Raw genomic sequence first — 26,658 nt, 5'->3', positions numbered from 1 at the left:
ATGATGGCAGAAGTTGAAAGTTTTACATTAGATCATAATAAAGTAATTGCGCCATATGTGCGAGTAATCGCAACAGAAGTCGGAGCAAAGGGTGATGAAATAACGAATTTTGATCTGCGTTTTGCTCAACCGAATCAAGCAGAAATTCCAACAGCAGCCATTCATACGTTAGAGCATTTATTAGCGGATTTGTTAAGGGATCGTTTAAGCGGCATTATTGATATTTCACCTTTTGGTTGTCGAACGGGTTTTCACTTAATTGTTTGGGGAAATCCTTCAGCAGAAGAAGTGGCAAAAGCTTTGAAGGAAACGTTAGAGCAAGTCGTAAATGAAATTCAATGGGCGGATGTACAAGGAACAGATGCAAAAAGCTGTGGTAATTATAAAGATCATTCGCTTTTTTCAGCTAAAGAGTGGGCGAAATTGGTTTTGGACCAAGGAATTAGTCTTTCAGCTTTTGAAAGAGATGTTGTTTAGGTGACTATTTGGTAGGAGGAACTTATGAAAAATACAATAAAGTTATTCATTTTGCTAGGTGTACTGTTAGTCACAGGTTGTACAAATCAGGAACAAAAAAGTCAGGTAGAAGCAGAACAAGAAACGACAAAAGTTGTGGTAGGTTCAGTTGGTAGTGACGCAGAAATTTGGCAGTTTATTGCGGATTCAGATTTAGCAAAAGCTGCTGGTTTGGCTATTGAAGTAAAAGAAATTGATGGCGGGCCGCAATTAAATAATGCGACGGTTGAAAAACAGGTAGATGTTAACGCATTTCAATCGTTAGGTTATTTAGTTAGTTTCAACAAAGATAGCGCTGAAGAATTGGTTCCAATTGCAACGACGTATATGGAACCGATGGGGATTTACTCAGAAAAATATCAGTCAGTTGATGAAGTAAAAGATGGATCTTTAGTCGCTTTAGCAGATAATCCAGCAAATACCGCTCGTGGTTTACGCTTACTTGAAGCTTCTGGCTTAATCACTTTATCAGATGATTTTGATGCTGGGACAGGAACACCGTCCGATATTATTGAAAATCCTAAAAATCTTGAGTTTAAATTGATTGATGATACAACAGGGCCACGGATTCTACAGGATGTTGATTTAGCTTTAATCAGTAATACAGTTGCATTTGAGGGTGGTTTAAATGTATTGAAAGATGCAATTTTTAAAGAAGAAATCGATAAAAATACGAAGCCGAGCATTAACGTTTTAGTGACAACAGAAGATCGAAAAGATGATCCTGCTTTACAAAAATTAGGCGAATTGTATCATACGCAAGAAGTAAAGGACTATAGTAAAGAACATTTTGGTGGAACGAAGGTTGATGTACAAGAAAATAATCAAGAATTATGGGAGTCGGTCCAATGAAAATTGTGATTGCTGCAGCAATGAAGGAGGAGTTACTTCCTTTTCGGGAGCTATATCAAACAGAGCTTGTCATTCAGCGTGGAAAAACAGTCGTTGAAAAAGTGATTGGTTCAGCAAAACATACATTAATTTTAGTAGAAACAGGGATCGGCAAAGTTAATGCAGCAGCTTCTGCAAGTTTAGTGTGTGAAATTTTCCATCCAGATATAATTATTAATACTGGCTCTGCTGGTGGTTTTTCAGAAGAAATAACAATCGGTGATGTCGTGTATGGTACGGAATTAATTTATAGTGATGTAGATGCAACGGGATTTGATTATGCCTATGGTCAAGTTCCTAAAATGCCAAAAAGTTATCTACTTGATCAAAAATGGAGTAAGCTTATTGGTCAGTTAAAGCAGCCTGAAACTTATAAACTGCACAAAGGCCAAATTGTTACAGCAGACTCATTCATGAGTGAGAAATCAGTTGTAAAGACAATTAAAAAACGATTCAAACACGCCTTAGCCTCTGATATGGAAAGTACAGCGATTGCCCAAGTTAGTCAGTTTTATCAGATTCCAGTTTTAAATATTCGTGGAGTTTCAGATATTGCTGGAAAAGAGGCAGCAGTGAGTTTTGATGCACATTTAAATCAAGCAGCAATTCATGCGTTTGAACAAATACAAAAAGTGATTAATTTATTATGATGCACTTCAATAAAAAATATTGATTTTATTCTTCCCTAAGATTCAAATATAGGATCATAATAATATAGAAGGAAAAGGCAAAACTAGTTGAAATAGTCAATCTGGTTTCGCCTTTTCTTGCTTTGTTTTGTCAGGTTTTAAGAAATAATATAGGCTAAATAATTTTCATTTTCAAAAATAATCAAAAAAAATCAGTTTTCTGCACCTTCTTATCACCTAAAATGTTTACATTTATTCAGTGATAGTGTACTATTTAAAGGTATGCATAACATAAATTCATGTATAAAATTAAGTTATTCGGAGGGAAACAAATGTCTGCGAAATGGGAAAAAAAAGGCACTAATGATGGTGTGTTAACTTTTTCAGTTGATCAAACACTAATCGAAAAAGGCTTGAAACAAGCATTTGATAAAGTCAAAAAAAATCTTAACGTTCCAGGATTCCGTAAAGGAAAAGTATCTCGTCAAGTATTTAACCGTATGTATGGCGAAGAAGCGTTGTATGAAGATGCATTGAACGCTGTTTTACCTGAAGTTTATGAAGCAGCTATTAAAGAAGCTGGAATTGATCCAGTATCTCAACCTAAAATTGATGTTGAAAGCATGAACAAAGGTGAAGATTGGGTTGTTACTGCAGAAGTTACTGTAAAACCTGAAGTTAAATTAGGCGAATACAAAAACTTAACAGTTGAAAAACAAGACCGTGAAGTTACTGATGAAGACGTGGATGCACGTATCCAACGTGAGCTAGAATCACAAGCTGAATTAGTAATCAAAGAAGATGAAGCAGCTGCCAATGGCGATACTGCTGTTATTGACTTTGAAGGATTTAAAGACGGCGTTGCTTTTGAAGGCGGCAAAGGCGAAAACTATTCTCTTGAATTAGGTTCAAACTCATTTATTCCTGGTTTTGAAGACCAACTAGTTGGTAAAAAAGCTGGTGAAGAACTTGAAGTGAAAGTTACTTTCCCAGAAGACTATCAAGCTGAAGATTTAGCTGGTCAAGAAGCTGTTTTCCAAGTGAAAATTCACGAAGTTAAAGCCAAAGAATTACCTGAATTAGATGATGAATTTGCTAAAGACGTGGATGATTCAGTAGAATCATTAGCTGAATTAAAAGAAAAATTCCGTACTGAATTAACAGAATCTAAAGACGAAGCTGCAACAGAAGCTAAAGACGAAGCTGCTATTCGTCAAGCTGTTGATAACGCTGAAATCGTTGACCTTCCACATGTAATGGTACATGACGAAGTCCACCGTTCAATGGATGAATTCTTAAATAACATGCAACGTCAAGGTATCGCTCCAGATATGTACTATCAATTAACTGGAACAACTGAAGCTGACTTGCACAAACAATTTGAAGCAGAAGCAGAAGTTCGTACGAAAACAAACCTTGTAATCGAAGCGATCGCAGCAGCTGAAAATATCGAAATCTCTCAAGATGAAATCGATAAAGAAATCACTGATTTAGCAGAACAATACAACATGCCTGTAGATCAAGTAAAACGTGTCTTAACTGAAGATATGTTAAAACATGATATCCGTATGAAGAAAGCAGTAGAAGTTGTTACTGAAACTGCAACTGAAAAATAAGCATAATTAAAATAGCAAACCTGATTTCAGGAGTATTTTAGATCGTAGATAAAGTCTCATTTAGGACTTTATCTACGATCTTTTTTGTACATTAGACATGAAGAAGGAGCAAAAACACAAGTTGCGTTGGATAAATCTATTTATTTAGGTTTTAAAATATAAGAAAGAGGCTGAGACAAAAGCGTTTAGCTCCGAGAACCGGGTAGGTACTGTGCAACATCAACTCGGTTCTCGTTGTGTTTTACAGCAATAAGAAGGGATTCACGAAAATTACCAAGAATCACCATGAGCTTGCGAATGGATGATGACTGGTACCTACTCGGTGCTCTTCAAATTTTTGAACCAAGTAGGTACTATTCTACATCAGTTCGTACCTCACTGTGTTTCATAGCAATTTCGGCTTATTTCCGAAGCCTTCAATTCTTAGAGCTTTAGCTCTTAGAAATTGTTGTGATCGGAACGAAGTGCAGTAGCTGCTTTTTTCTCGTCGTTTAGTCGGATCTAGTGAGTGAAACAAAACGGATCTTTAGTTTTGTCCCACTCACTCTTTTATTTCAAGTAAATAGTAATTTCTTATAAATAGCCCAATCATGGTTGGGTGCCTTTATAACAAGGCAGTCTTTTTTTGTATGATTTGTCTAAGTTGTATTTCAAGATCAATAAAATCCTTTGATTTAAAAGGAAAATCAAATAGATGGATTCTGTACGTGAAACGTTGTTCTTCATCCATGATATTTGGAATATTCGTTAAAATAAGATCGGCTTCCATTGGCTGCGGAGTATCTAAAAAAACAATATTAAAATCATGTTTAAAGCGGTCACTAATTTTAGTCATAATATTTTTTTTAACAAATAAAGGTAAATCACTATCTAAGAAAATTTCGATTGATGGCTCATAAAAATTTAAAGGAGCTATAGCTGAAAATAGTAAAATATATTTTTGAAAAAGAAAGTTCTTTTCTAAAAAGAGATCATCATTACTTTTTTCTTGTAAGGATTTTATGAACAAATAAATTTTTTCTTTCAAAACAGGGTAATCATAATCCAATTCATTTAAGTTTTGATGACCATCAATGTCTACTTTAATATTTTTAAATGTTTTACAGAATAGGTGTGCACAGAAACTGGTGATAAAAAATCTTTCTTGCAGTTCTTTCGGAACAGGCATAAATTCTTCAGAAAATTGCTCCATGAATAATTCAGTGGCTAAGTATACATCAGATTGTCTGGCTTTATGGTAACGGAATACTCTTTTTTTAAATTCAGCGGAATCAAATATTTTGGCTTTCATTTGAAGAAGCAGTACATAGAAATATAATTCTGAATCCTCATAAATATGGTATTCTTCTTTAAAATTTGTCAAAAAAGATAGCGAATTTTTTAAACTAGTAAGATCGACATAGTTTAGCCAGTTATCTTCAATTTCTATAAAATGTTTTTTTCTGAAGCGAATCCAATTTATGGCTAGTATATAAGCCATTTGTTTTCTTTGAATAATAGATAGCTTCAACTTAAAAAACTCAGTGAATACATCTACAGCTTGATATGCTTTTACTTGGTCGATTGAATCAAAAGGCCATGAAGTACCTTTAAAAATGACCCAACCAAGAATGTAAGAAACGATTCGAATATCTTTTTCTTTACCTACAATTTCAAACGTATTTCTTTTTAAAGATAAATTGTATAACGTTAAGAATTGATCTATTTTTTTTAAGCTACGTCGAACAGCACTTTCACTGGTAAAATGCGCGAGTGAATATTTTTTTACTGAATAAAATTCCTCAAACATAACATATCTAAAAATTTGTATTGTTGCATCATTTTCCCAAATATAAGTTTTAAAGTCCATGAAATTGCTACCTGAATCAGAACGTAGCCGAACACCATTATATCTTTCAAAATCTACTTGGAGATTTTTACCTTTTTCTTCATTGTACTGACTAACTAAGTCTTTTAATTGTCGAATATACCTTTGAATACTCCGCTCAGTAACATTAATACGTAGACTTAATTCATTTGTCGAATATCCATGATAGCTCTCTACCAAAATATTAACAAGCTTAAGAATAACTCTATTTTGATCTTCTAACAGTAACTCTATATCCTCATCCATAGTTGAGAAACTCCTTCCTGTAAAAACTTATCATATGTATACTCTACATTTTATTTGAGAAAAAAGGTAGTAATTATGCTCTTTAAAAAATTAATTACTTAAGAAACCAATCTCTCAATCTGTCGTCGATAATGACAGATTTCAAAAAAATATAAGTCTACATTTCTTTTATTATGTATATGTAGTTAAGAAAAGCAAAATTCAAAAAAGATAACAAAGGAGAGTGATTTTCATATAGTACATATAAATGCGGTAGAAATATTTCAAAAAAACATAAAAGAAAGCAGGAAAAATTAAATGAATAATGAAAATACAAAAAAAGAATTAGAACAACTAGGTACATTTGAAATTAGCAGACATTTACTATCTGCAGCTGAAAAAAATAAAGAGATCAAAAATATTTTGAATGCAGGACAAGGAGATCCTAATTGGATTAATACAAAGGCTCGTTTAGCATTTAATAAATTAGTAGAATTTGGTATTAAAGAATCAAGTCGTACAATTAATGAAACTGACTTAGCTGGGTATGTTGTAAAAGAAGATATTAGTAAACGATTTAAAGAGTTTTTAAACCCTTTGAATCAAATTGATTCTTTTTTATTGGAGGGCCTATCCTATACTCACGATAAACTAAACTTAGATGAAGATGCAGTAGTAAACGAATGGACAAATGGTGTGCTAGGCAATAATTATCCAACCCCTTCTCGTATTTTGGAAATGAATGAGCCTGTTTTAAATGCTTATTTGGAAAATGTTCTATATAAAAATAAGGATTTAGCCCATCAAACAGATGTTTTCCCAACGGAAGGTGGAACTGCGGCAATTGTTTATATCTTTCAATCATTAAAAGAAAATCACTTAATTGCGCCAGGAGACAAAATTGCGATTAATACACCTATTTTTCCACCATACTTAGAAATTCCTCAATTAAACGATTATGAGATGGTCGGCGTCGACTTCCAATCGAAAGAAGAAGACCATTGGCAAATTGATCCTGAAGAGTTAAAAAAAGTAATTGATACAGATGTAAAAGCTCTATTTCTAGTGAATCCTTCTAATCCAGGTTCAAAAGCATTTAGTAAAGAAGTTTTAGATACACTTAAAGAAATTGTAAAAATTAAACCAGATTTAATGATTATTACGGATGATGTTTATGGTACTTTTGTCGATGATTTTGAATCTGTTTATGGTGTTTTACCATACAATACATTATTAGTTTATTCATTTTCTAAACTATTTGGTGCGGCTGGATGGCGTCTAGGTACAATTGCGACAAATAAACAAAATATTTTTGATAAAAAAATAGCAGAACTAGATGCCAAAACTAAAGCTCAATTAGAGGAACGCTATCAAATTGCTGCGTTCCAACCATCTAAGCTAAAGTTTATTGACCGAATCGTTGCTGATAGTCGTTCAATTGGTTTATATCATACATCTGGATTATCAACACCTCAACAAATGATGGAAATTCTATTCGCGCTAACTCATTTAGTTGAACAAAACAAAGTAGACAACTATATTAAGCTAGCAAAAAATATTATTTCAACTCGGTACGATTTGCTACACGATAGCTTAAAAATGGAAAAAGATTCTAGTTCTCTAAATGCTAAATATTATTCATTAATCAATATATTTAGTGTTGCCGAAAATTTATATGATAGTGAGTTTTCTACATATCTTAAAGAAAACTATAGAACAATAGACTTTTTAATAGAACTTGCTGAAAAAAAAGGCATAATTCTGGCATACGGCCCAGGATTTGATACACCTAGTGGCTATTTAAGAGTATCAGAAGCAAATTTACCGACTGAAGATTACAAAAAAATTGGAGAAAATATAGTAGAGTTACTTGAAGAATATCATGATACGTTTAAGCAAAAATAAATAGAAAAATCAACTGTTGAGGAGATTAGATTTTTAGTCTCCTTAACTAATTAGAAAATAGGAGGTTTATAAAGTTGAATACTAATAAGAAGATATCTTCATTTGGATTTTTTGCTATGACAGCAGCACTATTTGTAACAGTATATGAATACCCGACATTTGCGGATATGGGAAAATCATTAATTTTTTTCCTACTTCTATCTGGTTTCTGTTTCTTTTTACCAGTTGCATTATGTGCTGCAGAACTAGCTACAATTGAAGATCCATCATATCAAGAGGGAGGAATCTTTAGTTGGGTAGGTAAAGTCTTGGGAGAAAAATTTGGCTTTGCAGCAATTTTTTTCCAATGGATTCAAATAACAGTAGGTTTCGTTACAATGCTCTATTTTATAATAGGCACATTATCAGTCGTTTTCAATGTACCTGTCATTAATGATAATATGTATGTAAAATTTTTAATAGTTGTTCTTTCATTTTGGTTGATAACTATTTTACAGTTTAAAGGTACGCAAATAACCGAAAAAATAGCGAAGTTTGGTTTTTCGATAGGAATTGTACTTTCAGTGATAATAATGTCAATTTTAGCTATAAAATATTTTAGCAATGGAAACCATATTTCCTTAAATTATCAAAAAAGTGATTTTATTCCAAACAAAAAAAGTTGGGGTATGCTAACCTCATTTATATTAGGCTATATGGGCGTAGAAGCAAGTGCTCCTCATATAACAAAATTAAACAATTATTCAAAAACATATCCTAAAATTATGATCGTTTTAGTCTTTGTCGCTGTAGGATTGACCACTTTAGGCAGCTGTATTGTCTCAATGGTTTTACCGGGAAATATATCAGCAAATGCTGGTGTGATAGATGCTTTTAGACAATTGATTTCACCGGGAAAAATTTCTTGGGGGGTAATTTTGTTAGGATTGATGATATCGTTTGGTATAATTGCTCAGATTAGTTCTTGGATTGTAAGTCCAACAGAAGGCTTACGTTTTGTTGCAACTAAAGGTTTGTTACCTCAAAAATTTACTAAGGTAAATAAGGCAGGAGTTCCAATTCCTTTATTAATATTACAGGGAATCGTAGTAACTATTTGGGCAGCTGTTTTAACATTCTCATCAGGGAGTTCAGGTGGTAATATGTCTTATCAGATAGCTTTAAATCTTACCGGGATGATTTATTTAGTAGGGTATATTCTATTTTTTATTTCCTATTTTATTATCATTACTAAGCATAAAGATTTAAAACGTGCATATCAATTGCCGGGCGGTAAAATAGGGAAAGTTATTATTGCAGGAATGGGTTTATTATTAACAATAGGAGCATTAGTAACAGCTTTTATGGTTCCTACAACCATTAGTAGTCAACAATCAAGTGTTTATTTAATTACACTAACGATATCATTTATTGTAACTATTATGCTTCCTTTCGTATTTTACAAATTATATAAAAAAAGAATTTAGAAAAAGCAGTAATGTTTAAACAAGATTTAAGATTGCCAATTTTCGTGAAAAATGAGAAAGCAAGTTTTATAGATGAAATAGATTTTCTTTTGAAAACAATGGGCTTTCTCAGACTGTAGGTAATGTTCTAAAAAACATTATCTACAGTTTTTTTGCTAGTCATGAAGAGAGGACATATGATGAAAGGGAGACTTTTTAAAGTAGGCGGATTTACTTTAAATAATTAACTGATTTTCAGAAAATTTTAAAGAGAAACGCAGGATTGGGTAGAAAAAGTATTGAATATTCAAAATACAAAAAAACATCAAGTTTCACTATAGTGAACTTAAGGAGATTAGCAAGTAGGAAACTACTACTTTCGTATTTAAAATCTTAAAAAGACATTTCTGATTTCCAGGAATGTCTTTTTGAATATGGTACAATTATGAGGCAGTTACACCGCTATCCAACCATTCGATTAAAAGCTGATAAATTCGTAACCCTTCAGGATTAGTCAAATCGCCATCAAAATCATGAGGTAGGTTTTCAACTTCTTCATAAGTAACGCTGGATAGTTTATTTTTAGCTTCTCTTGAAAATGCGACAGGAACATCTTGATCCCCATTACTATGAGCTAAAAAAGCTGGTGGCAATTCAGCAAGTTCTTCATCTGACAAACTAAAGCTTACTTTTTCACTTGGCGAATTTACCAAATAACTTAACCAGTTGCCAAATTGGCGACCTGATAAATAAAGAGAAAAACGTTCATTAATTGACACAGCTGTCATCGGTTTAGCTTGAATCATGGCTTGAGCTGTCATGGGTGCGACTTTTGGAAATTGGTTATAATAGCTATTTGGCTGGCTAAATGTATCAATTGTTAAGTCATAATAACCATAGAAACTAATTAGCCCTTTTTGTGACGCTGTTTTGTGCCGAGCTGATAATAGATAGGTGAGGAAACCTCCAGCAGAACGGCCAAACAAGAAATAATCAGGTTTCTCTAACTTTAATGTTGTTTGATAATTAGTTAAGAACCAGTCAATCGCATCTTTTAAACAGGTTTCAATAGTAGCAAGTTGTACTTCAGGCGCTAATGGATAATCGATTGTAAGTAAGTTATAGCCGCTTTCTACTAATAGCTGACAGTACGTTTCAGGTAAATCATCGCGATCACCATAAATTAAACCACCTCCGTGGAAATAAAGGATGGTCGCTTTTTCAGAAGAAAGTGGGTCTTGGGAATAGAAAGTCATCATTAAATCTAGCCCATCTAATTGACTATAGCAAAATTCTTGTTTTAACATAAAAGTCCTCCTTTTTCACTAACTTATTTCTATTTTAACTCAAATAGCCTCAGTCATTATGTTTAATGCGCACAAAGATAGTAGTTAATTTGTGAAATGTGGATAGTGTGTGAAAGTCGGCAACCGCTTACAATGATTATGATAACAAAAGAGGGAGATGTATCAAATGGATTTAAGAAAAACTTTAAAAGAAAATATCGATCATTTATCAAGTATTGGAAATGACCCAACTGGCGGAATGACACGTTTATTATATTCTGATTCTTGGTTGGAAGCACAAAAATCTGTGAAAGAAAAATTAGAAACCATCGGTATGACGGCTTCATTTGATGAAATCGGTAACCTCTTTGGTAGAGTGGAAGGAACTGAATTCCCAGAAGAAACAATCCTATCCGGTTCACATATTGATACAGTTGTTAATGGTGGAACGTTAGATGGGCAGTTTGGTGTCATTGCAGCGTATGTTGCGATTCAATATTTATTAGAAACACACGGCAAACCAAAACGTTCATTAGAAGTTATTTCAATGGCCGAAGAAGAAGGCAGCCGTTTCCCTACAGTATTCTGGGGTAGTAAAAACTTCGTCGGTGAAGCGAAAAAAGAAGATGTAATTGAAATCGCTGACTTTGAAGGTCTGAAATTTGTGGAAGAAATGCAGCGCCATGGTTTTGATTTTAGAGATGAAAGCAAAGCGGCTAGAGAAGATATCAAAGCTTTTGTTGAAATTCACATTGAACAAGGCACTGTTTTAGAAAAAGAGCAGTTACAAATTGGTGTTGTGAATAATATTGCTGGACAAAGACGTTATACAATTGTATTAAAAGGTGAAGCAAACCATGCTGGAACAACTCCTATGGGCTATCGTAGAGACGCCGTTTACGGATTTGCAAAAATTTGTTCACAAGCAATTGATCGTGCGTTAGAAGTTGGCGATCCGCTAGTGTTAACATTCGGTAAAGTAGAACCAAAACCAAATACGGTTAATGTAGTACCAGGTGAAGTATTGTTCACAATGGATTGTCGTCATACAGATAGCGGAGAACTACATGCATTCACCAAAGAAATCGAAGAACTAATGAAAAAAATTGCTGCAGAACATGAATTAGAAATCGATATTGATCTATGGATGGACGAAGCGCCAGTTCCAATGAATCAAGAAATTGTAGATGCTATCGAAACAGCAGCTAAAACAGAAAATATGAAATACAAAATAATGCATAGTGGTGCAGGACACGATTCACAAGTAATCGCACCGCATTTCCCAACAGCAATGATTTTTGTGCCAAGTATTAACGGAATCAGCCATAATCCAGCTGAAGCAACAGATTTAGATGATTTAGTTAATGGTGTGAAAGTTTTAGCCAGCACACTTTATGAATTAGCTTATAAATAAAGGAAAGAAGGAAGAATAAATGGGTTATAAAAACAATCAAACTGGTTATCTGGATGGTTTATTATCATCTAGAGCAGTGATTAAGAAAAATAATTATGCATTAATTCCACATGATGGACTTGTAAATAATGTGATTCCAGGTTTTGAAAATTGTAGCTGCTCAATTTTAGGTTCTAAACAACTAGGAGCTAATTTTGTTGACTACATCATTACGATGCACAAAGACGGAAAAAATGCCCGTGGTTTTGGCGGCGAAGGTGTTGAAACAATTGTCTATGTTATTGATGGCACTTTGAAAGTCAGTGACGGTAATGAAACTCATGAATTAAAAAAAGGCGGTTATGCATACTTACCTGCCAGTACCTTGATGTATTTAGAAAATGGACAAGCTGAAGACACAGAAATTTTCTTATATAAAAAACGTTATCAGCCATTAGAAGGATATGAAGCTCACAAAGTAGTTGGAAATGTAAACGATATGGAGCCGATTGAATACGAAGGGATGAAAGATGTTCTTTTATGGGACTTTTTACCAAAAGATTTAGGTTTTGATATGAACTTCCACATTTTATCATTTGAACCTGGCGCAAGTCATGGTTACATCGAAACACATTACCAAGAACATGGTGCCTATTTATTGTCAGGTCAAGGAATGTACAACTTGGATAACGAGTGGATGCCGGTAGAAAAAGGCGACTACATCTTTATGAGTTCTTATGTTCAGCAAGCTGCTTATGCTGTTGGTCGTGACGAACCGTTAATGTACGTCTATTCAAAAGATTGCAATCGTGATCCGGAAATTTAATTTAATGGAAGAGGAAGTTTAAGAATGAATGAAACTGTTGTAGTGAAACCAGAAGAATTGCATGAGTTGATTGAAAATAAATTAGAAAAAGCTGGGTTAAAACACGAACATGCAAACGAAGTGGCGACACATTTGGTATTTGCAGATGCTTGCGGTATCCACTCGCACGGAGCTGTCAGAGTAGAATATTACGCAGAACAAATTGACAAGGGCGGTGTGACGCTTGATCCAGTTATTGAGTTTGAAGAAACTGGGCCGAGTACTGGAATTGTTCATGGTAAAAATGGAGCTGGTCAATTTGTCGCTGATGTTGGTTTAGGTTACGCAATTGATATGGCGAAAAAATCTGGTGTTGCTGCGGTAGGTATTTCTAAAATCAGTCACAGTGGAGCATTATCTTATTATGTGAAAAAAGCAGCTCAACAAGATTTAATTGCAATTGCAATGTGCCAGTCTGATCCGATGGTTGTACCATTTGGCGGCAAAGAAAATTATTTTGGCACGAATCCGATTGCATTTGCAGCACCAAGAAAAGGTCATGAACCTGTTGTCTTTGATATGGCAACAACAGTGCAGGCATGGGGCAAAGTGTTAGATGCTCGTTCTAAAAATAAAGCTATTCCAGATACTTGGGCAGTCGATAAAGATGGAAAACCTACAACAGATCCGCATAAAGTGAATGGCTTATTACCGATTGCTGGTCCCAAGGGCTATGGCTTAATGATGATGGTTGATATTTTATCGGGAATGTTATTAGGTTTACCGTTTGGAAAACATGTTTCATCTATGTACGACGATATCACTAAAGGTCGAAATGTTGGTCAAATGTATATCTTGATTGATCCAAAACGCTTTACTGATTTAGAAATGTTTAAAGAGTCTGTTGATGGTATGGTAGAAGAACTACATGAAATTCCAGCAGCTGATGGTTTCGATCAAGTTTACTATCCAGGTGAAATCAATCAAATTAATTATGAAAAATCAATGGAGTCTGGTATTGAAATAGTCAAAGATATTTATGATTATTTGAAGAGTGACACACTTCATTTTGACCGATATGAAAATACCAATGCTTTTGGTGAAAAGAAATAAAACTGTTTTCGAACTAAGATATATCATAAAAAATATTGATTGAATAAACATTGGCGAAGCGGAACGTTGTTACCATATGTTATCTAGCTGCATGGGCTAGTCTCTCGGGAAAAAGATAAAATGGAATGTGACAAAAAGCGTCACAGTCAATTTATCCTATTTTCCAGTCGAGACTAAGTGAGCCCATTCTGCTTTTAATGTTATCTAGCTGCATGGGCTAGTCTCTCGGGAAAAAGATAAAATGGAATGTGACAAAAAGCGTCACAGTCAATTTATCCTATTATCCAGTCGAGGCTAAACGAGCCCGCTTTGCTTTTAAATAAGGAGGCGTTACAATGAGAGTAAAAAAATCTGATTTACATCAATTAATCAAAAATAAAATAGCCAAAGCTGGGTTGTCAGAAGATCATGCAGAAATCGTCAGTGATGTGTTAACTTTTGCTGATGCAAGAGGGATTCATTCACATGGTGCAATGCGTGTTGAATACTATTCAGAAAGAATAGCAAAAGGCGGAATCACTAACGATCCAACTTTTTCTTTTGAACAAACAGCACCAAGTTGTGGTATGTTTGAAGGCGACAATGGTTCTGGTTTTGTTGCAGCAAAATTAGCAATGGATCACGCAATTCAAATGGCAAAGGAAAATGGTGTAGCTGTAGTCGGTGTGCGCAATATTTCTCATAGTGGCGCGCTTGCTTATTATGTTGAACGAGCGGCGGAACAAGATATGGTCGCTTTATCCGTCTGTCAATCAGATCCCATGGTAGTACCGTTTGGTGGCAGTGAACCCTATTTTGGCACGAATCCGATTGCATTTGCAGCACCAAGTAATGATGATCGAATTATTACTTTTGATATGGCAACAACTGTTCAAGCATGGGGGAAAATTCTTCATGCGCGCTCTAAAAAAGAAGCGATTCCAGATTCATGGGCGGTAGATGAAGCCGGTAATCCAACGACGGATTCTACTAAAGTAAATGCATTATTACCGATTGCCGGTCCTAAAGGTTACGGCTTAATGATGATGGTGGATGTTTTGTCAGGGATTTTACTAGGCGTGCCGTTTGGCAAACACGTTTCTTCCATGTATCATGATTTATCTAAAGGTCGTGAACTAGGACAACTTCATATTGTCATTAATCCCGATTTCTTTATTGGGATTGATACCTTCAAAACGAATATTTCATCTATGCTTGATGAGCTGAAAGAAATTAAACCCAGTCCTGGTTTTACTGAAGTTAACTATCCAGGAGAGCGCGGTCGAGCTCGTGAGAAAAATTATGAAGAAAATGGAATCGAAATTGTAGATGATATCTACGAGTATTTGATTAGTGACGATATTCATTATGACCGTTATGATCATAAAAATAAATTCGCTGAATAAGTTATTCGGCTAACTAAACGGAGGAATTTCAATGCTGCATACAATTATTAAAGCAAATAGTTATCAGGATTCAATTGTTTTGATGCTATTGACAAACAAATTAAATACAATTGACGGCGTTCACAACGTTTCTGTAATGATGGGAACTCCTGCCAATAAAGATATCTTTAAAACGGGCGGACTTTATACAGATGAGTTGGAAAAAGCTTCTTCTAACGATATGGTCATCGTTTTAGATATTGAAGATGATTCACTAATCGATCAAGTTTTAGCAGAAATCGACGTCTTTTTAGAAGAGCAAACAAAAGGCGGCGGTGAAGGTTCTGACGAAGAGATTGCTAAAACCTGGGATAAAGCCTTTGAATTAGGTAAAGATGCTGGGGTTGCTGTCTTCTCAATTCCGGGAACGCATGCAGCACTTGAAATTGAAAAAGCACTAGATGAAGGTAAACACGTTTTCTGTTTCAGTGATAACGTTGCAATTGAAGATGAAAAACGTTTAAAAGAAAAAGCGCATGAAGCAGGTCTTTTATTAATGGGACCTGACTGCGGAACAGGTATTATTAACGGAATTCCGGTTGCGTTTACTAATGCAGTACGTAAAGGCAAAATCGGAGTTGTGGGTGCTTCTGGGACTGGTATCCAAGAAGTTACCACGATTATCCATAAATTAGGCGGCGGCGTAACCAATGCAATCGGTACTGGCGGACGCGATTTAAAAGCTGAAATTGGCGGTATAACATTAAAAGACAGCATTATGACATTAGAGAAAGATCCTAATACAGAAGTGGTTGTTGTTATCTCTAAACCACCTGCACCAGAAGTTCGCGATGAAGTATTAAACTTATTAAGAAGTATTTCAAAACCTGCTGTTACAATTTTCCTTGGTGAAAAACCAGCAGCTCATGAAGAAAATCTTTATCGTGCGTATACTCTAGAAGAAGCGGCACAAATTGCTGTTCAATTATTAAATAAAGAAGATGTGCATGCCGTAAAAGAAACATTGACTGTTCCAGCCCATGCATTTAAACCAGAACAAAAATATGTTAAAGGTTTGTATTCTGGTGGAACATTAGCTTATGAAGCAGCAATGTTAATTAAAGAAGGTTTAGCTTTAACAGGGGATGAACATGCTCCAGAAGGCTTTATCTTAAAAAATCAAGGACATGAAATTATTGACTTAGGTGATGATGTTTATACTCAAGGTAAACCGCATCCAATGATTGATCCGACCAAACGAAAAGAAATGTTAGAAGAAGCTGGGAAAGATCCTGAAACAGCAATTATTCTTTTAGATGTTGTATTAGGTTACGGTTCTCATGCAAATATGGCACAAGAATTGGCCCCAACAATTAAAGATATTAAAGCCCAAGCTAAAGCTGACGGTAGAGAATTATTCGTGATTGGTACAATTGTCGGGACAGACGAAGATCTGCAAAATATCCATGAACAAGAAACTATTATGAAAGATGCTGGAGTTGTTCTATGTGCAAGTAATGCGCAAGCTGTTCGTTTGGCTTTAGCTATTTTAGATCATCCGTTGACGCAAGAAGATAAAGTGATTGAAGCTCAACCAGCAGTGACACCAGTTGCAATTGAACCAACGGAAGAAATGCTGGCATTACTAACAAATCAAGGCTTCATTAATATTGGTTTACGTAGTTTCTCAGAAGCGATCATTAATCATGGTGGTAAAGTTGTTCAGTATGATTGGCAGCCAGTTGCAGGTGGAAATATTACTTTGCAAAAAGCATTACAATTTTTAAATAAAGTTGAATTAGGCAAATAAAACTATCCAGCTTTACAGGCTAGCATCTTGAAAAAGCTAAAATATGTTTGCGCTAAAAGCAGCATATTCATATTTTCTTATTTTTCATTGATACTGAGTAGCCTGTTCAGCTTTTAACGGGGGAAAACAAAAATGGCATACAAAACAATCGACGAAGCAAATCAGGCAGTAGCCGCAAAAATCGTTGCTGGTTCTCCTTTCTTATTAGACGTAGTTCCAGCAAAATCAGTGATTAAAGAATTACATGAAGGCAAAGTTTTACTACATGCAGGTCCGCCAATTACTTACGATAAAATGGTTGATCCGATCCAAGGCGCTTGTGTAGGTGCTGCTCTTTTTGAAGAGTGGTGTGAAACAGAGGAAGAAGCCAGAAAAATGTTGGAATCAGGTGAAGTGAAATTAATTCCATGTCATCATGTTAATGCTGTAGGACCAATGGGCGGTATTACGTCAGCGAATATGGCTGTCTTAGTAGTTGAAAATAAAACAGATGGCAACCGCGCTTTCTGTACGATGAATGAAGGTATCGGAGCAGTATTACGTTTTGGTGCATATTCTGACGAAGTTATCACTCGTTTAAGATGGATGAGAGATACGTTAGCACCAGTTTTAAGTGCTGCTTTAAAAACCAAAGAAGATGGCTTAAATATTAACGTTTTAGTAGCAAAAGCAATTGCAATGGGTGATGAGTTTCACCAACGTAACATTGCAGCTTCATTGGCATTCTTAAAAGAAATGGCGCCAATTATCGTTGGTCTAACTGAAATTGACCAAACAAAGCGTGAAGAAGTTGTCCAATTTTTAGCAGATACAGATCAATTTTTCTTAAATATCATGATGGCTTCAGCCAAAGCAGTTATGGATGGCGCTCGACAAATTCAAGAAGGAACAATTGTTACTGCTATGTGTAGAAATGGTCACGAATTTGGTATTCGAATTGCTGGAATGGGCGATGAATGGTTTACTGGACCTGTTAATACACCTCAAGGCTTGTACTTCTCTGGTTTTAGTGAAGCTGATGCGGCTCCAGATATGGGAGACAGTGCGATTACTGAAACTTTCGGTGTTGGTGGTATGGCAATGATCGCTGCACCAGCTGTTACACGATTCGTTGGATCAGGCGGCTTTTATGATGCGTTAAATACAAGTAATGAAATGACGGAAATCTGTATTGACAGCAATCCGAATTTTCCTGTACCAACTTGGGATTTCAAAGGTATTTGTCTAGGTATTGATGCAAGAAAAGTAGTAGAAACTGGTATTCTTCCAGTAATTAACACAGGAATAGCGAATAAAAAAGCTGGCTTAGGTCAAATTGGTGCTGGAACCGTTACACCTCCAATTGATTGTTTTGAAAAAGCTGTTTTAGCATACGCAAAAAAATTAGGCTTTACAGAATAATGGGTGAGAAAATTGTTTGTTAATGCTTGTTTTCTAGATCAGATTCTTTTGACAAATGCTTTTTCAGAGAAAAAATGGCATGTTCATAGCAAATATAAAAATAGTTTCAATATTCAGGATGAAGGGAAAGAACAGTTAGTGGTCATTTCGACCACTGACTATCCTTTTATGCCAAATGGTATCTATATTGAGTCCGTTTATTTTTCAACATTGCTTTCAACTGTTGAGATTGGTGATTCAGTTAGGTGGCAAGAAGATTGTTTGCATTTTTCTAAAAATCATTTGCTATTGAATTATGGAGAACTTTATTCTTCAACAATGGAAATTACTGAAACGCTAAAATCAAGTAATTTACAACATTTTAATGATTATGCGGCGAGTTTGGATAAGGAAACTGGTGCGCAAGTTTCTTTAGCTGATTTTTTGATAGAGGAAAATCCATTTGCTAAAGCGCTTCAATTACTATGTTTGGAAGACGAAAGTAAAAAACAGTCTGCTGTTGCATTTCTTTTAGGGAGAGGTAAAGGTCTGACTCCTTCTGGCGATGATATGTTAGTCGGTCATTTGGCTGCTAGAATATTGTTAAATGAAAAAGATCGAATACTAGAAAAAAGAATACTTACTGAGTTGTCAAAGGAACCCGCTGTGACGACAGATATCAGCAAGCATTATTTGCTATGCGCTCTATCTTGTCGATTTAGTGCACCTGTTATTGAATTTATAGAAAATTTGACGACGATGAGTAGTATCGAACAATTACAAAAAGCTGTCGATAATATTATAAAAGTAGGTCATACCTCAGGACTTGACCTGTTGGCAGGTTTTATGGCAACAATTGAATTTCTAAATAACAATTAAAGGAGATTATATTATGGCAAATCGTGTCGTGTTGGCATTAGGTGGCAATGCTATCTTAAAACCCAATCAAGAAGCAACACTTGAAGTTCAAATGGATAATGTAAAAATTAGTGCAGATCTTGTAGCAAAAATTGAGGAATTAGACTATCAAATCGTGTTAACTCACGGAAATGGCCCTCAAGTGGGCAATATTTTGAGACAAAATGAAGAAGCAAAAGATATCGTTCCACCGTTTCCGTTAGATGTGTGTAACGCAGAATCACAAGGATTTATTGGTTATATGCTAGAACAAAGCCTAAAAAATTCATTAGAAACTAAAGGCTTAACTAGCAACGTTATTACATTGTTGACACAAACTGAAGTTTCAGCAGATGATGAAGCATTTACTAATCCTAATAAACCAATTGGTATTTTTTATTCTGAAGCAGAAGCTAAACAAATGGAGCAAGAGAAAAACTGGGTGATGATGGAAGATGCGGGTAGAGGCTATCGTCGTGTAGTACCTTCTCCTCAACCAAAAGCTATTCATGGTGTGTCTTCAATCGTTAATTTGTTGAATCAAAACACGATTGTTGTTGCTGGTGGTGGCGGAGGAATTCCTGTCGTTCGCGGCGAAGATGGTCTGCTAAAAGGAATTGAAGCTGTAATTGACAAAGATCGTACTGGGAAAAAATTAGCTGAACAAATCGATGCAGATGTCTTTGTGATGTTAACCGACGTAAGTAACGTTTATATCAATTATGGTAAGCCAAATCAAGAAAAACTAGAAACAATTTCTATTAAAAAAGCAGAACAATATATGAATGAAGGTCATTTTGCAGATGGTAGTATGGGGCCGAAAATGGAAGCAGCAATTGCTTTTGCTAAACAAGGAAAAACAGCTATCATCTGTTCTTTAGAAGAAGCAGACCAAGCATTACAAGGTCGAGCAGGTACAAGAATAACTGGGTAGTTAATACAAAAAGACGTTGGGACAGAAGTGTTTAACTCCGAGAAATAAGAAGGAATTCACGGAAATTGCTCTTCAAATTTTTGTGAATTTCAGCTTATTTCCGAAGGAGTTGCTTCTGCTCCCACCGTTTATTCAGAAACTAAGAGCTTGAAACATAACTTTTTGAGTTATGTCCTAAGCTCTTTTTAATGTTGATTGGAACGCTCCGAAAGTTCTAATGCCAATCGTAAGTTTAAACTGTTTGTCGGATCTTGGATATTTTTTCCAAGTAGTCTTGCGCAGTGATCGATTCTATATTTGATTGTATTTCGATGCAAATACATTTCTTTAGCTGTTTTAGAAATTTCACATTGAAAACTTAAATAGCATTGCAGTGTTTTTCTTAGTTCAATATAGGAATCTTCAACTGGATAGGCTAATTCTTTCAATGTAGTTTCACAGAAATAATGAATATCTTCTAAGCTCATTTTTTCAAAGAGACTTTTCATTCCTTTAGGATGATAATGGTGAACTAAAGTTCCATCAGTTATTGTCGCTAACTCTTCATAAGCCGTTTTTGCTTCAATATAAGAGCTGGCAAATTGCTCGATGGTTTCATAATGGTTACCTAAAGCAAATGTTAAATTAATTGGTAATTTTTCTGAAAGTTCTACAGAAATATCACGTAAAATTTTATCTAGATCATCGACCTTACTTTGAATTAGAATAGCAAAGTGATTCGTATTTTTGATTTTAAAAATACTAGTATGCTTAATTTTCAGCGGTAACGTTTCCTGCAACCATTGAAAAGCAACATCGCTTTCTTCTTCTTGGTATTTGATCTTCGTAGCTGTAATAGAAGATTGGCTGCAAACCGCATAAGCAACTTGATAATAGGTGCTCTTTTTTAAATCATAGTTGGCGCCCAAATCAAGCCAATCTCTTTTAGATTGATGGGGTGCTTGCTGATATTCAATTAACTGAGCTAAGAAATCGCTTTTGAAAAAGTCAAAAGATTTTTGAACTTTTTGATTTTTGTAAAGCATAAATGATAGAACTAAACAAGCTTGTTCCACAGCAAATTCTGACATCGGATAGGGCACTTTTTCTGGATTCAAAATTAATAAATAATGTGGGAAATAGCTATTAACTGTAACTGTAAAACCAGCAATTTGCAATGGTGCTTGATTTAAATCATTAATCATAAAGGATGTATTAGTATCTTCAATCCAGTGATCGTATTTTGATACGAGTTGTTCGACGTAATATTCCGCAGGTTTTGATGTTTGAGTAAAATGCTTTGAGTGCGCAATTACTTTTCGATAAGGACTTAGTAAAATTACAGGAGCATTAATCATTTTGCCAAAATCAGCGATGAAACGTGCGATACTTACATCATGGATTAATAGGTTAGAAAAACGTTTTTGAATATCCAGAGCATAACTTAGCTGTTCCGTTTTTGTATCCCACAAGAAATTTAAAAGCTGATGCAGCAAAGCACCTAAAGGTTGTGTACTAGGTACTTGAACGATAGGAAAATCAATTTTATTTGCGTATTCTACAACTTCAGGATCAATTGCTTCAATAAATCGGCCGACTTTAATTCCAATCCCGGCAGCCTCTTGTTCTTTTAAAGAATCAATCAGTGTAATCAATTCTTTTTGGTTATCTTTATAAACCATGGCCGTTGTTAAAAGAAAAATTTTCTTAGGAATAAACCCCGCTACATCCGGTGTTTCAGAAATTTCAATACTTTCAACAACAGTGTTGGCTTTGGTAGGGTTAGTTAATAATTTTAAATCAGAAAATCTGGGTATTTTTAATAAATCTTCTAACGTTGTCAATGGTTGTCCCCCTATATAAAAGCGAAATAAGTTGGTCAGCTCTGAAAGAAAAATAGGAAACTTGGAGGGTGGCGAACTTTGCCACAAACAGAGGTTATCTTTTTTCCTAAGAGCAAACGGGTGAAACATGAAAAACAAAATAATCAGCTTCAAAAATATCGATAGTTCTATTCTAAATGATAGCGCATGCAGATTCAAGAATGTTTTGTGCGAAATAACTGAAAGTTTAAATTATTTAGACAAAAGTGACAATGATTTTTTTTGAGATAAAGGTAGGATGAAAGTAAAATGGAAAAGAGGGATAGTTATGTTTTCAGAATTAACCGTACCAAGTAGAACCATCATGACTCCAGGACCAGTTGAAGCTCATCCCGTAGCTTTAAGAGCAATGTCAGCGTCTATTTTGGGACAATTTGATCCAGCTTTTTTAAGTATTATGGATGAAGTAAAAGAAATGATAAAGATACCTTTTGGCACGAAAAATAAACAAGCTTTTGCAATTGATGGGACATCACGTTCTGGGTTAGAAGCAGCTCTGATTGCTTTGATTGAACCGGGAGATAAAGTATTAATTCCTGTTTATGGTCGTTTTGCTTATCTTTTAGGTGAGATTTGTGAGCGTGCCAAAGCAGAAATTCATTATCTTGAAAAAGAATGGGATGCACCTTTTGAGCAAGAAGCAGTCATTGAAGAAATTAAAAAATTTCAACCTAAAATTGTTGCAATGGTTCATGGCGAAACAGCTAATGGTCAGATGCAGTCGATGGATCAGATTGGACAATTTTGTCAAACAAATGATATTTTCTTTGTAGTGGATATGGTAGCAACATATGGAGGAGTGCCGCTTGAAGTTGATGCATGGGGTGTGGATATTGCCATTGCAGGAACGCAAAAATGTGTGAGTGTACCTTCAGGATTATCATTGATTACTTATAACGATCGTGTAGAAAAAGTATTGGATAGCCGTTATCAAAAAGAGTTAGGTTTAAGCAAAGATATTCGTAATGAAAATCATATTAGCAGTAACTACTTGGATTTAAGCCAGTTACAACGCTATTGGAGTGAAGAACGCATCAATCATCATACAGAAGCAACAAGTATGATTTATGGACTTCACGAAGGACTAAGAATGCTGATTAATGAAGGAATCGAAAATGTTTATGCTCGTCATGCTCAAAATGATGAAGCAATTGTTGCCGGAATTAAAGCGATGGGCTTAGGATTTTATGGCGACTTAACAACGAAAATGCCGACAGTAACACCAGTAATGATTCCATCAGGGATTGATGGAGAAAAAGTTCGTTCATTAATGTTGGATGAATTTGGTGTGGAAATTGCTTCTTCTTTCGGTGCTTTACAAGGAAAAGTTTGGCGTATCGGCAATATGGGATACAGTAGTAGAAAATCAAACGTTCTTCATGTTTTATCAGCGTTAGAGGGTGCGCTTAATTTTTATGGTGCGGATATTGCCAAAGGTGAAGCTGTTAAAGCTGCTCTAACTGTGTATACAAAATAATGACACGTTCAAATGGTTTGTGTAAAAAAACATCTGATTGTTTGTTTTGCACAAACTTTTTGACAAGTTTGTGAAAATTAATGATGAACGAGACTTTGCTACCGCTTACAATTAAAGCGAATAAGAAGTTACTGGAAGAATTATTTGAACTGTAAAAGTGCACAAACTTTTTGTTAATGTTCAAATAGTTGGACGAGTAACAGTTGGAGGAAAAGACATGGATGTAAAAAGTAAGGGTTCAGGAATGGATTATTGGAAAAAGATTATTATTTTGTTATGTTCAGGTTGGGTAACGATCTGGGTGTATCGTTCAGCATTAGCACCTGCTTATCCGCAAATTAATGAGTCACTTGGCGGAAATATATCAGATACTGCATTAGGTTCAATTTCAAGTTTTTACTTTTTTGGATATGTGGCAATGCAGATTCCGGCAGGATTTTTAGTTGATAAAATTGGAAAGAAAAAAGTTTTAATTCCAGGATTTATTTTATTTGGGATTGCAGCGTTGTTAATTTCTCAAGCTTCAAGTATCTCAATGATTTATTTTGGTAGTCTTTTAGCAGGATTAGGTTGTGGTTCTTTCTATGGATCAGCGTATTCATTAACATCGCAAAATATTCCACAAGACAAAAGAAGTTTCTCAACAGCGATTGTAAATAGTGGTTCAGCTGTTGGTTCTGGTTTAGGATTAATTTTATCAAGTTATTTAGTTGTTCAACTGAATTTACCTTGGCAAACAATGATGTATATCTCTGTCGTTTTAATTATTTGTATGTTAGTAGCATTTACAGCAATTATTCGTAATAATAAAGAAGATGCAGAATTTTTAGCACAATCTGAAGCAGCGGAAGCAGCAGCTGCAAAAACAGAAGATACACCAGTTGTAAAAGAACATGTTTCAGTGAAGAAATTATTCTCACCTAAAATGTTATTTGCTTATATCTTATACTTTGCCACTTGTTATGCTTATTATATGACAGTAACATGGTTACCTAACTTTTTAGGTACGGAAAGAGGATTTGAAGGAGCTGCGATTGGTTTTTCAGCTTCGCTGGTAGCATTTGCTTCAATTCCAGGAGCACTATTCTTCAGCCGTTTGGCAGATAAATTTATGCACAAAAAAGTTCAATTTATTGTTATTTTAGAATTTTTAGCGGCAGCGATGTTATTACTTACAGTACAAGCAACTAATTCTACATTATTATTAGTTGGTTTAATCTTATATGGATTCTTAGGTAAATTAGCAGTAGAGCCAATTATTATTTCATGGCTTGGTGAAAATGCACCTAAAGTCGGTATTGGTACAACACTTGGCGTATTTAACTTTTTCGGAATGATGTCATCAGTTATTGCTCCTACTTTAACAGGTTCAATTTCAGATGCGACTGGATCAAAAGAGATGGGCTTTTACATTTCTGTTATTCTTCTAGTGGTAGGAACAACATTATTCTTATTAGCAAATATTAGTAAAAAGAAAGCAGCAACTAAAGCATAAGCTGTAAAATAAATAATGATGTATTTAGCTTCTGAAACTCAATAAGGTGGATAGAGACTAAATACATCATTTTTTTATCTGTTATGTGTCATAATTTCGCAAAAACAGATAAATAATAGAATTACGAACATACCATAAGTGAAAGGAGAAAAATTTTTTTAAAACTTATTTTTTGTAAGCGCTTATAAGGAGGCGAATAAATGAACAACCATGATTATCAAATCACTGAAGAAGAACTTCAGCGTTATCGACAGCGTGGTTATAATGAAGACTTACTTCCAAAACCGCTGTCTAAAAGAATGATGGGAACATTCAACTATTTTACATTGTGGATGGGATCGGTACACAACATTCCCAATTATACAGCGGTAGGAGGATTTCTTTTCTTAGGACTTTCTCCAATTAATATCATGCTAGCATTGGTTATTAGTGCACTAGCAGTAGCTGTGTTTATGACCTTTAATGGTCGAGCAGGGTCAAAGTATGGTATTCCTTTTGCGATTCATTTACGTTCCACTTATGGTGATGTTGGGGCGAAATTACCAGGATTTCTTCGGGGATGTGTTGCAGCAATTGCGTGGTTTGGATTACAAAATTTTACTGGATCTTTAGCGTTATTAATTTTGATAGGTAAAATTTGGCCGGACTTTTTATCACTTGGTGGTAATACAGAAATTTTTGGTATTTCAATCCCAGGGCTAATTGCTTTCACCATTTTTTGGTTGGTTAATATGTTGATCGGTTTAGGTGGTGGAAAGATTCTTAATAAGTTTACTGCGCTATTAAGTCCACTAATTTATATTGTTTTTGGTGGCATGGCGATTTGGGCAATTAGAGTAGCAGGCGGTATTGGTCCGATTTTATCTTATGATGTGTCGGGTGCGACACATAGTGTTTCTCCAATACTTGTATACTTTATGATAATTAGTTCTGTTTTGGCTGTTTGGGCAGCTCCCGGTTCTAGCGTATCTGATTTTACCCAAAATGCTAAATCGACCAGAGATCAAACGATCGGTCAAACGGCAAGTCTTTTAGTGGGATATGGAATTTTTGCTTTTTCTAGTGTAGTGATTTTAATTGGTGGATCTATTCATTATGGGATTCAAGAGTGGAATATTTTAAATATTGTTAATCGTTGGGATAACACTTTTGCAATTGTAGTGGCGATGTTGGTATTCTTACTAACAACAGTTTCAACAAATGCCACAGGTAATATTATTCCAGCAGCTTACCAACTATGCGCTCTATTTCCGAAGAAACTAAATTACAAAAAAGGTGTTTTATTAGCAAGTGTGATTAGTTTTCTGATTATGCCATGGAAATTAATGGAAAATGCAGATAGTATTTATCTATTTTTAAACACGATTGGTGCGGTATTAGGACCTGTTGCTGGTACAATGATTGCGCATTATTATTTTGTTCAAAAGCAAACGATTGATTTGGATCAACTTTACATGGATCAAAAAGCGGATAATCAGGAAAATGAATATAAAGGGTTAAATAAGCCAGCTTACATTGCTACAATTTCAGCTTTATTAATTTGTTTATGTGGTAATTTTATTCCTGCATTGAAAATTATATCTGATGTTTCATGGCTTGCTGGTTTTGCGTCGGCATTTTGTCTATATTTGTTGTCAAGAAAATATTGGGTTAAAAGTGAAAATAGTGAGCTTAATAAGAATAAACAAGTTGATTGATTTTAAGAATTAACTAGCCTGTTGAGTTAGACTTTTGGGGGAAGGTTTAAT

20 protein-coding genes are annotated in these 26,658 nt (G+C 34.9%); 17 read left to right on the top strand and 3 right to left on the bottom strand.

All coding sequences use genetic code 11. The annotated features are described in order from the left end of the window. Nucleotides 1–3 precede the first annotated feature (3 nt). The 4 genes from C240_RS16200 to tig all read left to right on the top strand — a co-directional run bounded on the left by C240_RS16200 (nucleotide 4) and on the right by tig (nucleotide 3,652). A complete protein-coding gene (locus C240_RS16200) occupies nucleotides 4–477 on the top strand; it encodes an S-ribosylhomocysteine lyase (protein WP_271498094.1) in 474 nt (157 codons plus the stop codon). A gap of 24 nt (nucleotides 478–501) precedes the next feature. Next, entirely contained in the window at nucleotides 502–1,368 is an 867-nt protein-coding gene (locus C240_RS16195; RefSeq protein WP_271498028.1) for a MetQ/NlpA family ABC transporter substrate-binding protein, read from the top strand. Beyond that, the gene (locus tag C240_RS16190; protein ID WP_271498025.1) at nucleotides 1,365–2,057 is read left to right on the top strand and encodes a 5'-methylthioadenosine/adenosylhomocysteine nucleosidase; all 693 of its coding nucleotides are present in this window, start codon (nucleotides 1,365–1,367) and stop codon (nucleotides 2,055–2,057) included. The genes C240_RS16195 and C240_RS16190 overlap by 4 nt, the downstream gene beginning before the upstream one ends. 311 nt (nucleotides 2,058–2,368) lie before the next feature. Further along, nucleotides 2,369–3,652 carry a trigger factor gene (tig, locus tag C240_RS16185; protein ID WP_271498022.1) on the top strand — a complete coding sequence of 428 codons (1,284 nt, stop codon included), beginning with the start codon at nucleotides 2,369–2,371 and terminating at the stop codon, nucleotides 3,650–3,652. A gap of 604 nt (nucleotides 3,653–4,256) precedes the next feature. On the opposite strand, the gene C240_RS16180 is transcribed toward tig, so the two are convergent. Beyond that, a complete protein-coding gene (locus tag C240_RS16180) occupies nucleotides 4,257–5,765 on the bottom strand; it encodes a helix-turn-helix domain-containing protein (RefSeq protein ID WP_271498019.1) in 1,509 nt (502 codons plus the stop codon). Nucleotides 5,766–6,062: 297 nt separating this feature from the next. Between C240_RS16180 and C240_RS16175 the strand changes: the two genes are divergently transcribed. Then, entirely contained in the window at nucleotides 6,063–7,649 is a 1,587-nt protein-coding gene (locus tag C240_RS16175) for a bifunctional aspartate transaminase/aspartate 4-decarboxylase (RefSeq protein ID WP_271498016.1), read from the top strand. A 74-nt stretch (nucleotides 7,650–7,723) separates the two neighbouring features. Next, nucleotides 7,724–9,115 carry an amino acid permease gene (locus C240_RS16170; protein ID WP_271498014.1) on the top strand — a complete coding sequence of 464 codons (1,392 nt, stop codon included), beginning with the start codon at nucleotides 7,724–7,726 and terminating at the stop codon, nucleotides 9,113–9,115. 422 nt (nucleotides 9,116–9,537) lie between these two features. On the opposite strand, the gene C240_RS16165 is transcribed toward C240_RS16170, so the two are convergent. After that, nucleotides 9,538–10,401: an alpha/beta hydrolase gene (locus C240_RS16165; RefSeq protein WP_271498012.1), complete on the bottom strand. Its 864-nt coding sequence runs from the start codon at nucleotides 10,399–10,401 to the stop codon at nucleotides 9,538–9,540. Between the two features lie 166 nt (nucleotides 10,402–10,567). On the opposite strand from C240_RS16165, the gene allC reads away from it, so the two are divergent. The 8 genes from allC to arcC all read left to right on the top strand — a co-directional run bounded on the left by allC (nucleotide 10,568) and on the right by arcC (nucleotide 20,076). Next, complete coding sequence (gene allC, locus C240_RS16160; protein ID WP_271498010.1) at nucleotides 10,568–11,794, top strand: allantoate deiminase; 1,227 nt, start codon at nucleotides 10,568–10,570, stop codon at nucleotides 11,792–11,794. Nucleotides 11,795–11,813: 19 nt separating this feature from the next. After that, entirely contained in the window at nucleotides 11,814–12,599 is a 786-nt protein-coding gene (allE, locus tag C240_RS16155) for a (S)-ureidoglycine aminohydrolase (protein WP_271498008.1), read from the top strand. A 24-nt stretch (nucleotides 12,600–12,623) separates the two neighbouring features. After that, nucleotides 12,624–13,691: an ureidoglycolate dehydrogenase gene (allD, locus tag C240_RS16150; protein ID WP_271498005.1), complete on the top strand. Its 1,068-nt coding sequence runs from the start codon at nucleotides 12,624–12,626 to the stop codon at nucleotides 13,689–13,691. Between the two features lie 335 nt (nucleotides 13,692–14,026). Then, on the top strand, nucleotides 14,027–15,076 hold the full coding sequence (gene allD / locus C240_RS16145) for an ureidoglycolate dehydrogenase (RefSeq protein ID WP_271498002.1): 1,050 nt from the start codon (nucleotides 14,027–14,029) through the stop codon (nucleotides 15,074–15,076). Between the two features lie 31 nt (nucleotides 15,077–15,107). After that, the gene (gene fdrA / locus C240_RS16140; RefSeq protein ID WP_271498000.1) at nucleotides 15,108–16,865 is read left to right on the top strand and encodes an acyl-CoA synthetase FdrA; all 1,758 of its coding nucleotides are present in this window, start codon (nucleotides 15,108–15,110) and stop codon (nucleotides 16,863–16,865) included. A gap of 132 nt (nucleotides 16,866–16,997) precedes the next feature. After that, a complete protein-coding gene (locus tag C240_RS16135) occupies nucleotides 16,998–18,266 on the top strand; it encodes a DUF1116 domain-containing protein (RefSeq protein ID WP_271497997.1) in 1,269 nt (422 codons plus the stop codon). A gap of 3 nt (nucleotides 18,267–18,269) precedes the next feature. After that, a complete protein-coding gene (locus C240_RS16130) occupies nucleotides 18,270–19,124 on the top strand; it encodes a DUF2877 domain-containing protein (RefSeq protein WP_271497994.1) in 855 nt (284 codons plus the stop codon). Between the two features lie 13 nt (nucleotides 19,125–19,137). Continuing rightward, nucleotides 19,138–20,076: a carbamate kinase gene (gene arcC / locus C240_RS16125; protein WP_271497991.1), complete on the top strand. Its 939-nt coding sequence runs from the start codon at nucleotides 19,138–19,140 to the stop codon at nucleotides 20,074–20,076. A gap of 185 nt (nucleotides 20,077–20,261) precedes the next feature. Here the strand turns inward: arcC and C240_RS16120 are convergent, their stop codons facing one another. Continuing rightward, complete coding sequence (locus C240_RS16120; RefSeq protein WP_271497988.1) at nucleotides 20,262–21,899, bottom strand: PucR family transcriptional regulator; 1,638 nt, start codon at nucleotides 21,897–21,899, stop codon at nucleotides 20,262–20,264. Nucleotides 21,900–22,206: 307 nt separating this feature from the next. Here C240_RS16120 and C240_RS16115 point away from each other — a divergent pair, with 307 nt between their 5' ends. From C240_RS16115 to allW, 3 genes are all read left to right on the top strand, one after another. Further along, nucleotides 22,207–23,415, top strand: a complete 1,209-nt coding sequence (locus C240_RS16115; protein WP_271497986.1) for a pyridoxal-phosphate-dependent aminotransferase family protein — start codon at nucleotides 22,207–22,209, stop codon at nucleotides 23,413–23,415. A gap of 217 nt (nucleotides 23,416–23,632) precedes the next feature. Then, complete coding sequence (locus C240_RS16110; protein WP_271497983.1) at nucleotides 23,633–24,910, top strand: MFS transporter; 1,278 nt, start codon at nucleotides 23,633–23,635, stop codon at nucleotides 24,908–24,910. Between the two features lie 200 nt (nucleotides 24,911–25,110). After that, nucleotides 25,111–26,607, top strand: coding sequence for an allantoin permease (gene allW / locus C240_RS16105; protein WP_271497980.1), 1,497 nt, complete (start codon nucleotides 25,111–25,113; stop codon nucleotides 26,605–26,607). Nucleotides 26,608–26,658 lie beyond the last annotated feature (51 nt).

Source organism: Enterococcus sp. 5H (assembly GCF_028128615.1).
In the GTDB taxonomy this organism is placed as follows: Bacteria; Bacillota; Bacilli; order Lactobacillales; family Enterococcaceae; genus Enterococcus_L.
The sequence above is the reverse complement of the archived record's forward strand: the minus strand, read 5'-3'. Positions and strand labels throughout refer to the sequence as shown.

Excerpts from the sequence above, each read along its gene's own strand:
- C240_RS16200 (WP_271498094.1), top strand. The coding sequence starts at position 4 with ATGGCAGAAGTTGAAAGTTTTACATTAGATCATAATAAAGTAATTGCG.
- C240_RS16195 (WP_271498028.1), top strand. The coding sequence starts at position 502 with ATGAAAAATACAATAAAGTTATTCATTTTGCTAGGTGTACTGTTAGTC.
- C240_RS16190 (WP_271498025.1), top strand. The coding sequence starts at position 1,365 with ATGAAAATTGTGATTGCTGCAGCAATGAAGGAGGAGTTACTTCCTTTT.
- tig (WP_271498022.1), top strand. The coding sequence starts at position 2,369 with ATGTCTGCGAAATGGGAAAAAAAAGGCACTAATGATGGTGTGTTAACT.
- C240_RS16180 (WP_271498019.1), bottom strand. The coding sequence starts at position 5,765 with ATGGATGAGGATATAGAGTTACTGTTAGAAGATCAAAATAGAGTTATT.
- C240_RS16175 (WP_271498016.1), top strand. The coding sequence starts at position 6,063 with ATGAATAATGAAAATACAAAAAAAGAATTAGAACAACTAGGTACATTT.
- C240_RS16165 (WP_271498012.1), bottom strand. The coding sequence starts at position 10,401 with ATGTTAAAACAAGAATTTTGCTATAGTCAATTAGATGGGCTAGATTTA.
- allC (WP_271498010.1), top strand. The coding sequence starts at position 10,568 with ATGGATTTAAGAAAAACTTTAAAAGAAAATATCGATCATTTATCAAGT.
- allE (WP_271498008.1), top strand. The coding sequence starts at position 11,814 with ATGGGTTATAAAAACAATCAAACTGGTTATCTGGATGGTTTATTATCA.
- allD (WP_271498005.1), top strand. The coding sequence starts at position 12,624 with ATGAATGAAACTGTTGTAGTGAAACCAGAAGAATTGCATGAGTTGATT.
- allD (WP_271498002.1), top strand. The coding sequence starts at position 14,027 with ATGAGAGTAAAAAAATCTGATTTACATCAATTAATCAAAAATAAAATA.
- fdrA (WP_271498000.1), top strand. The coding sequence starts at position 15,108 with ATGCTGCATACAATTATTAAAGCAAATAGTTATCAGGATTCAATTGTT.
- C240_RS16135 (WP_271497997.1), top strand. The coding sequence starts at position 16,998 with ATGGCATACAAAACAATCGACGAAGCAAATCAGGCAGTAGCCGCAAAA.
- arcC (WP_271497991.1), top strand. The coding sequence starts at position 19,138 with ATGGCAAATCGTGTCGTGTTGGCATTAGGTGGCAATGCTATCTTAAAA.
- C240_RS16115 (WP_271497986.1), top strand. The coding sequence starts at position 22,207 with ATGTTTTCAGAATTAACCGTACCAAGTAGAACCATCATGACTCCAGGA.
- C240_RS16110 (WP_271497983.1), top strand. The coding sequence starts at position 23,633 with ATGGATGTAAAAAGTAAGGGTTCAGGAATGGATTATTGGAAAAAGATT.
- allW (WP_271497980.1), top strand. The coding sequence starts at position 25,111 with ATGAACAACCATGATTATCAAATCACTGAAGAAGAACTTCAGCGTTAT.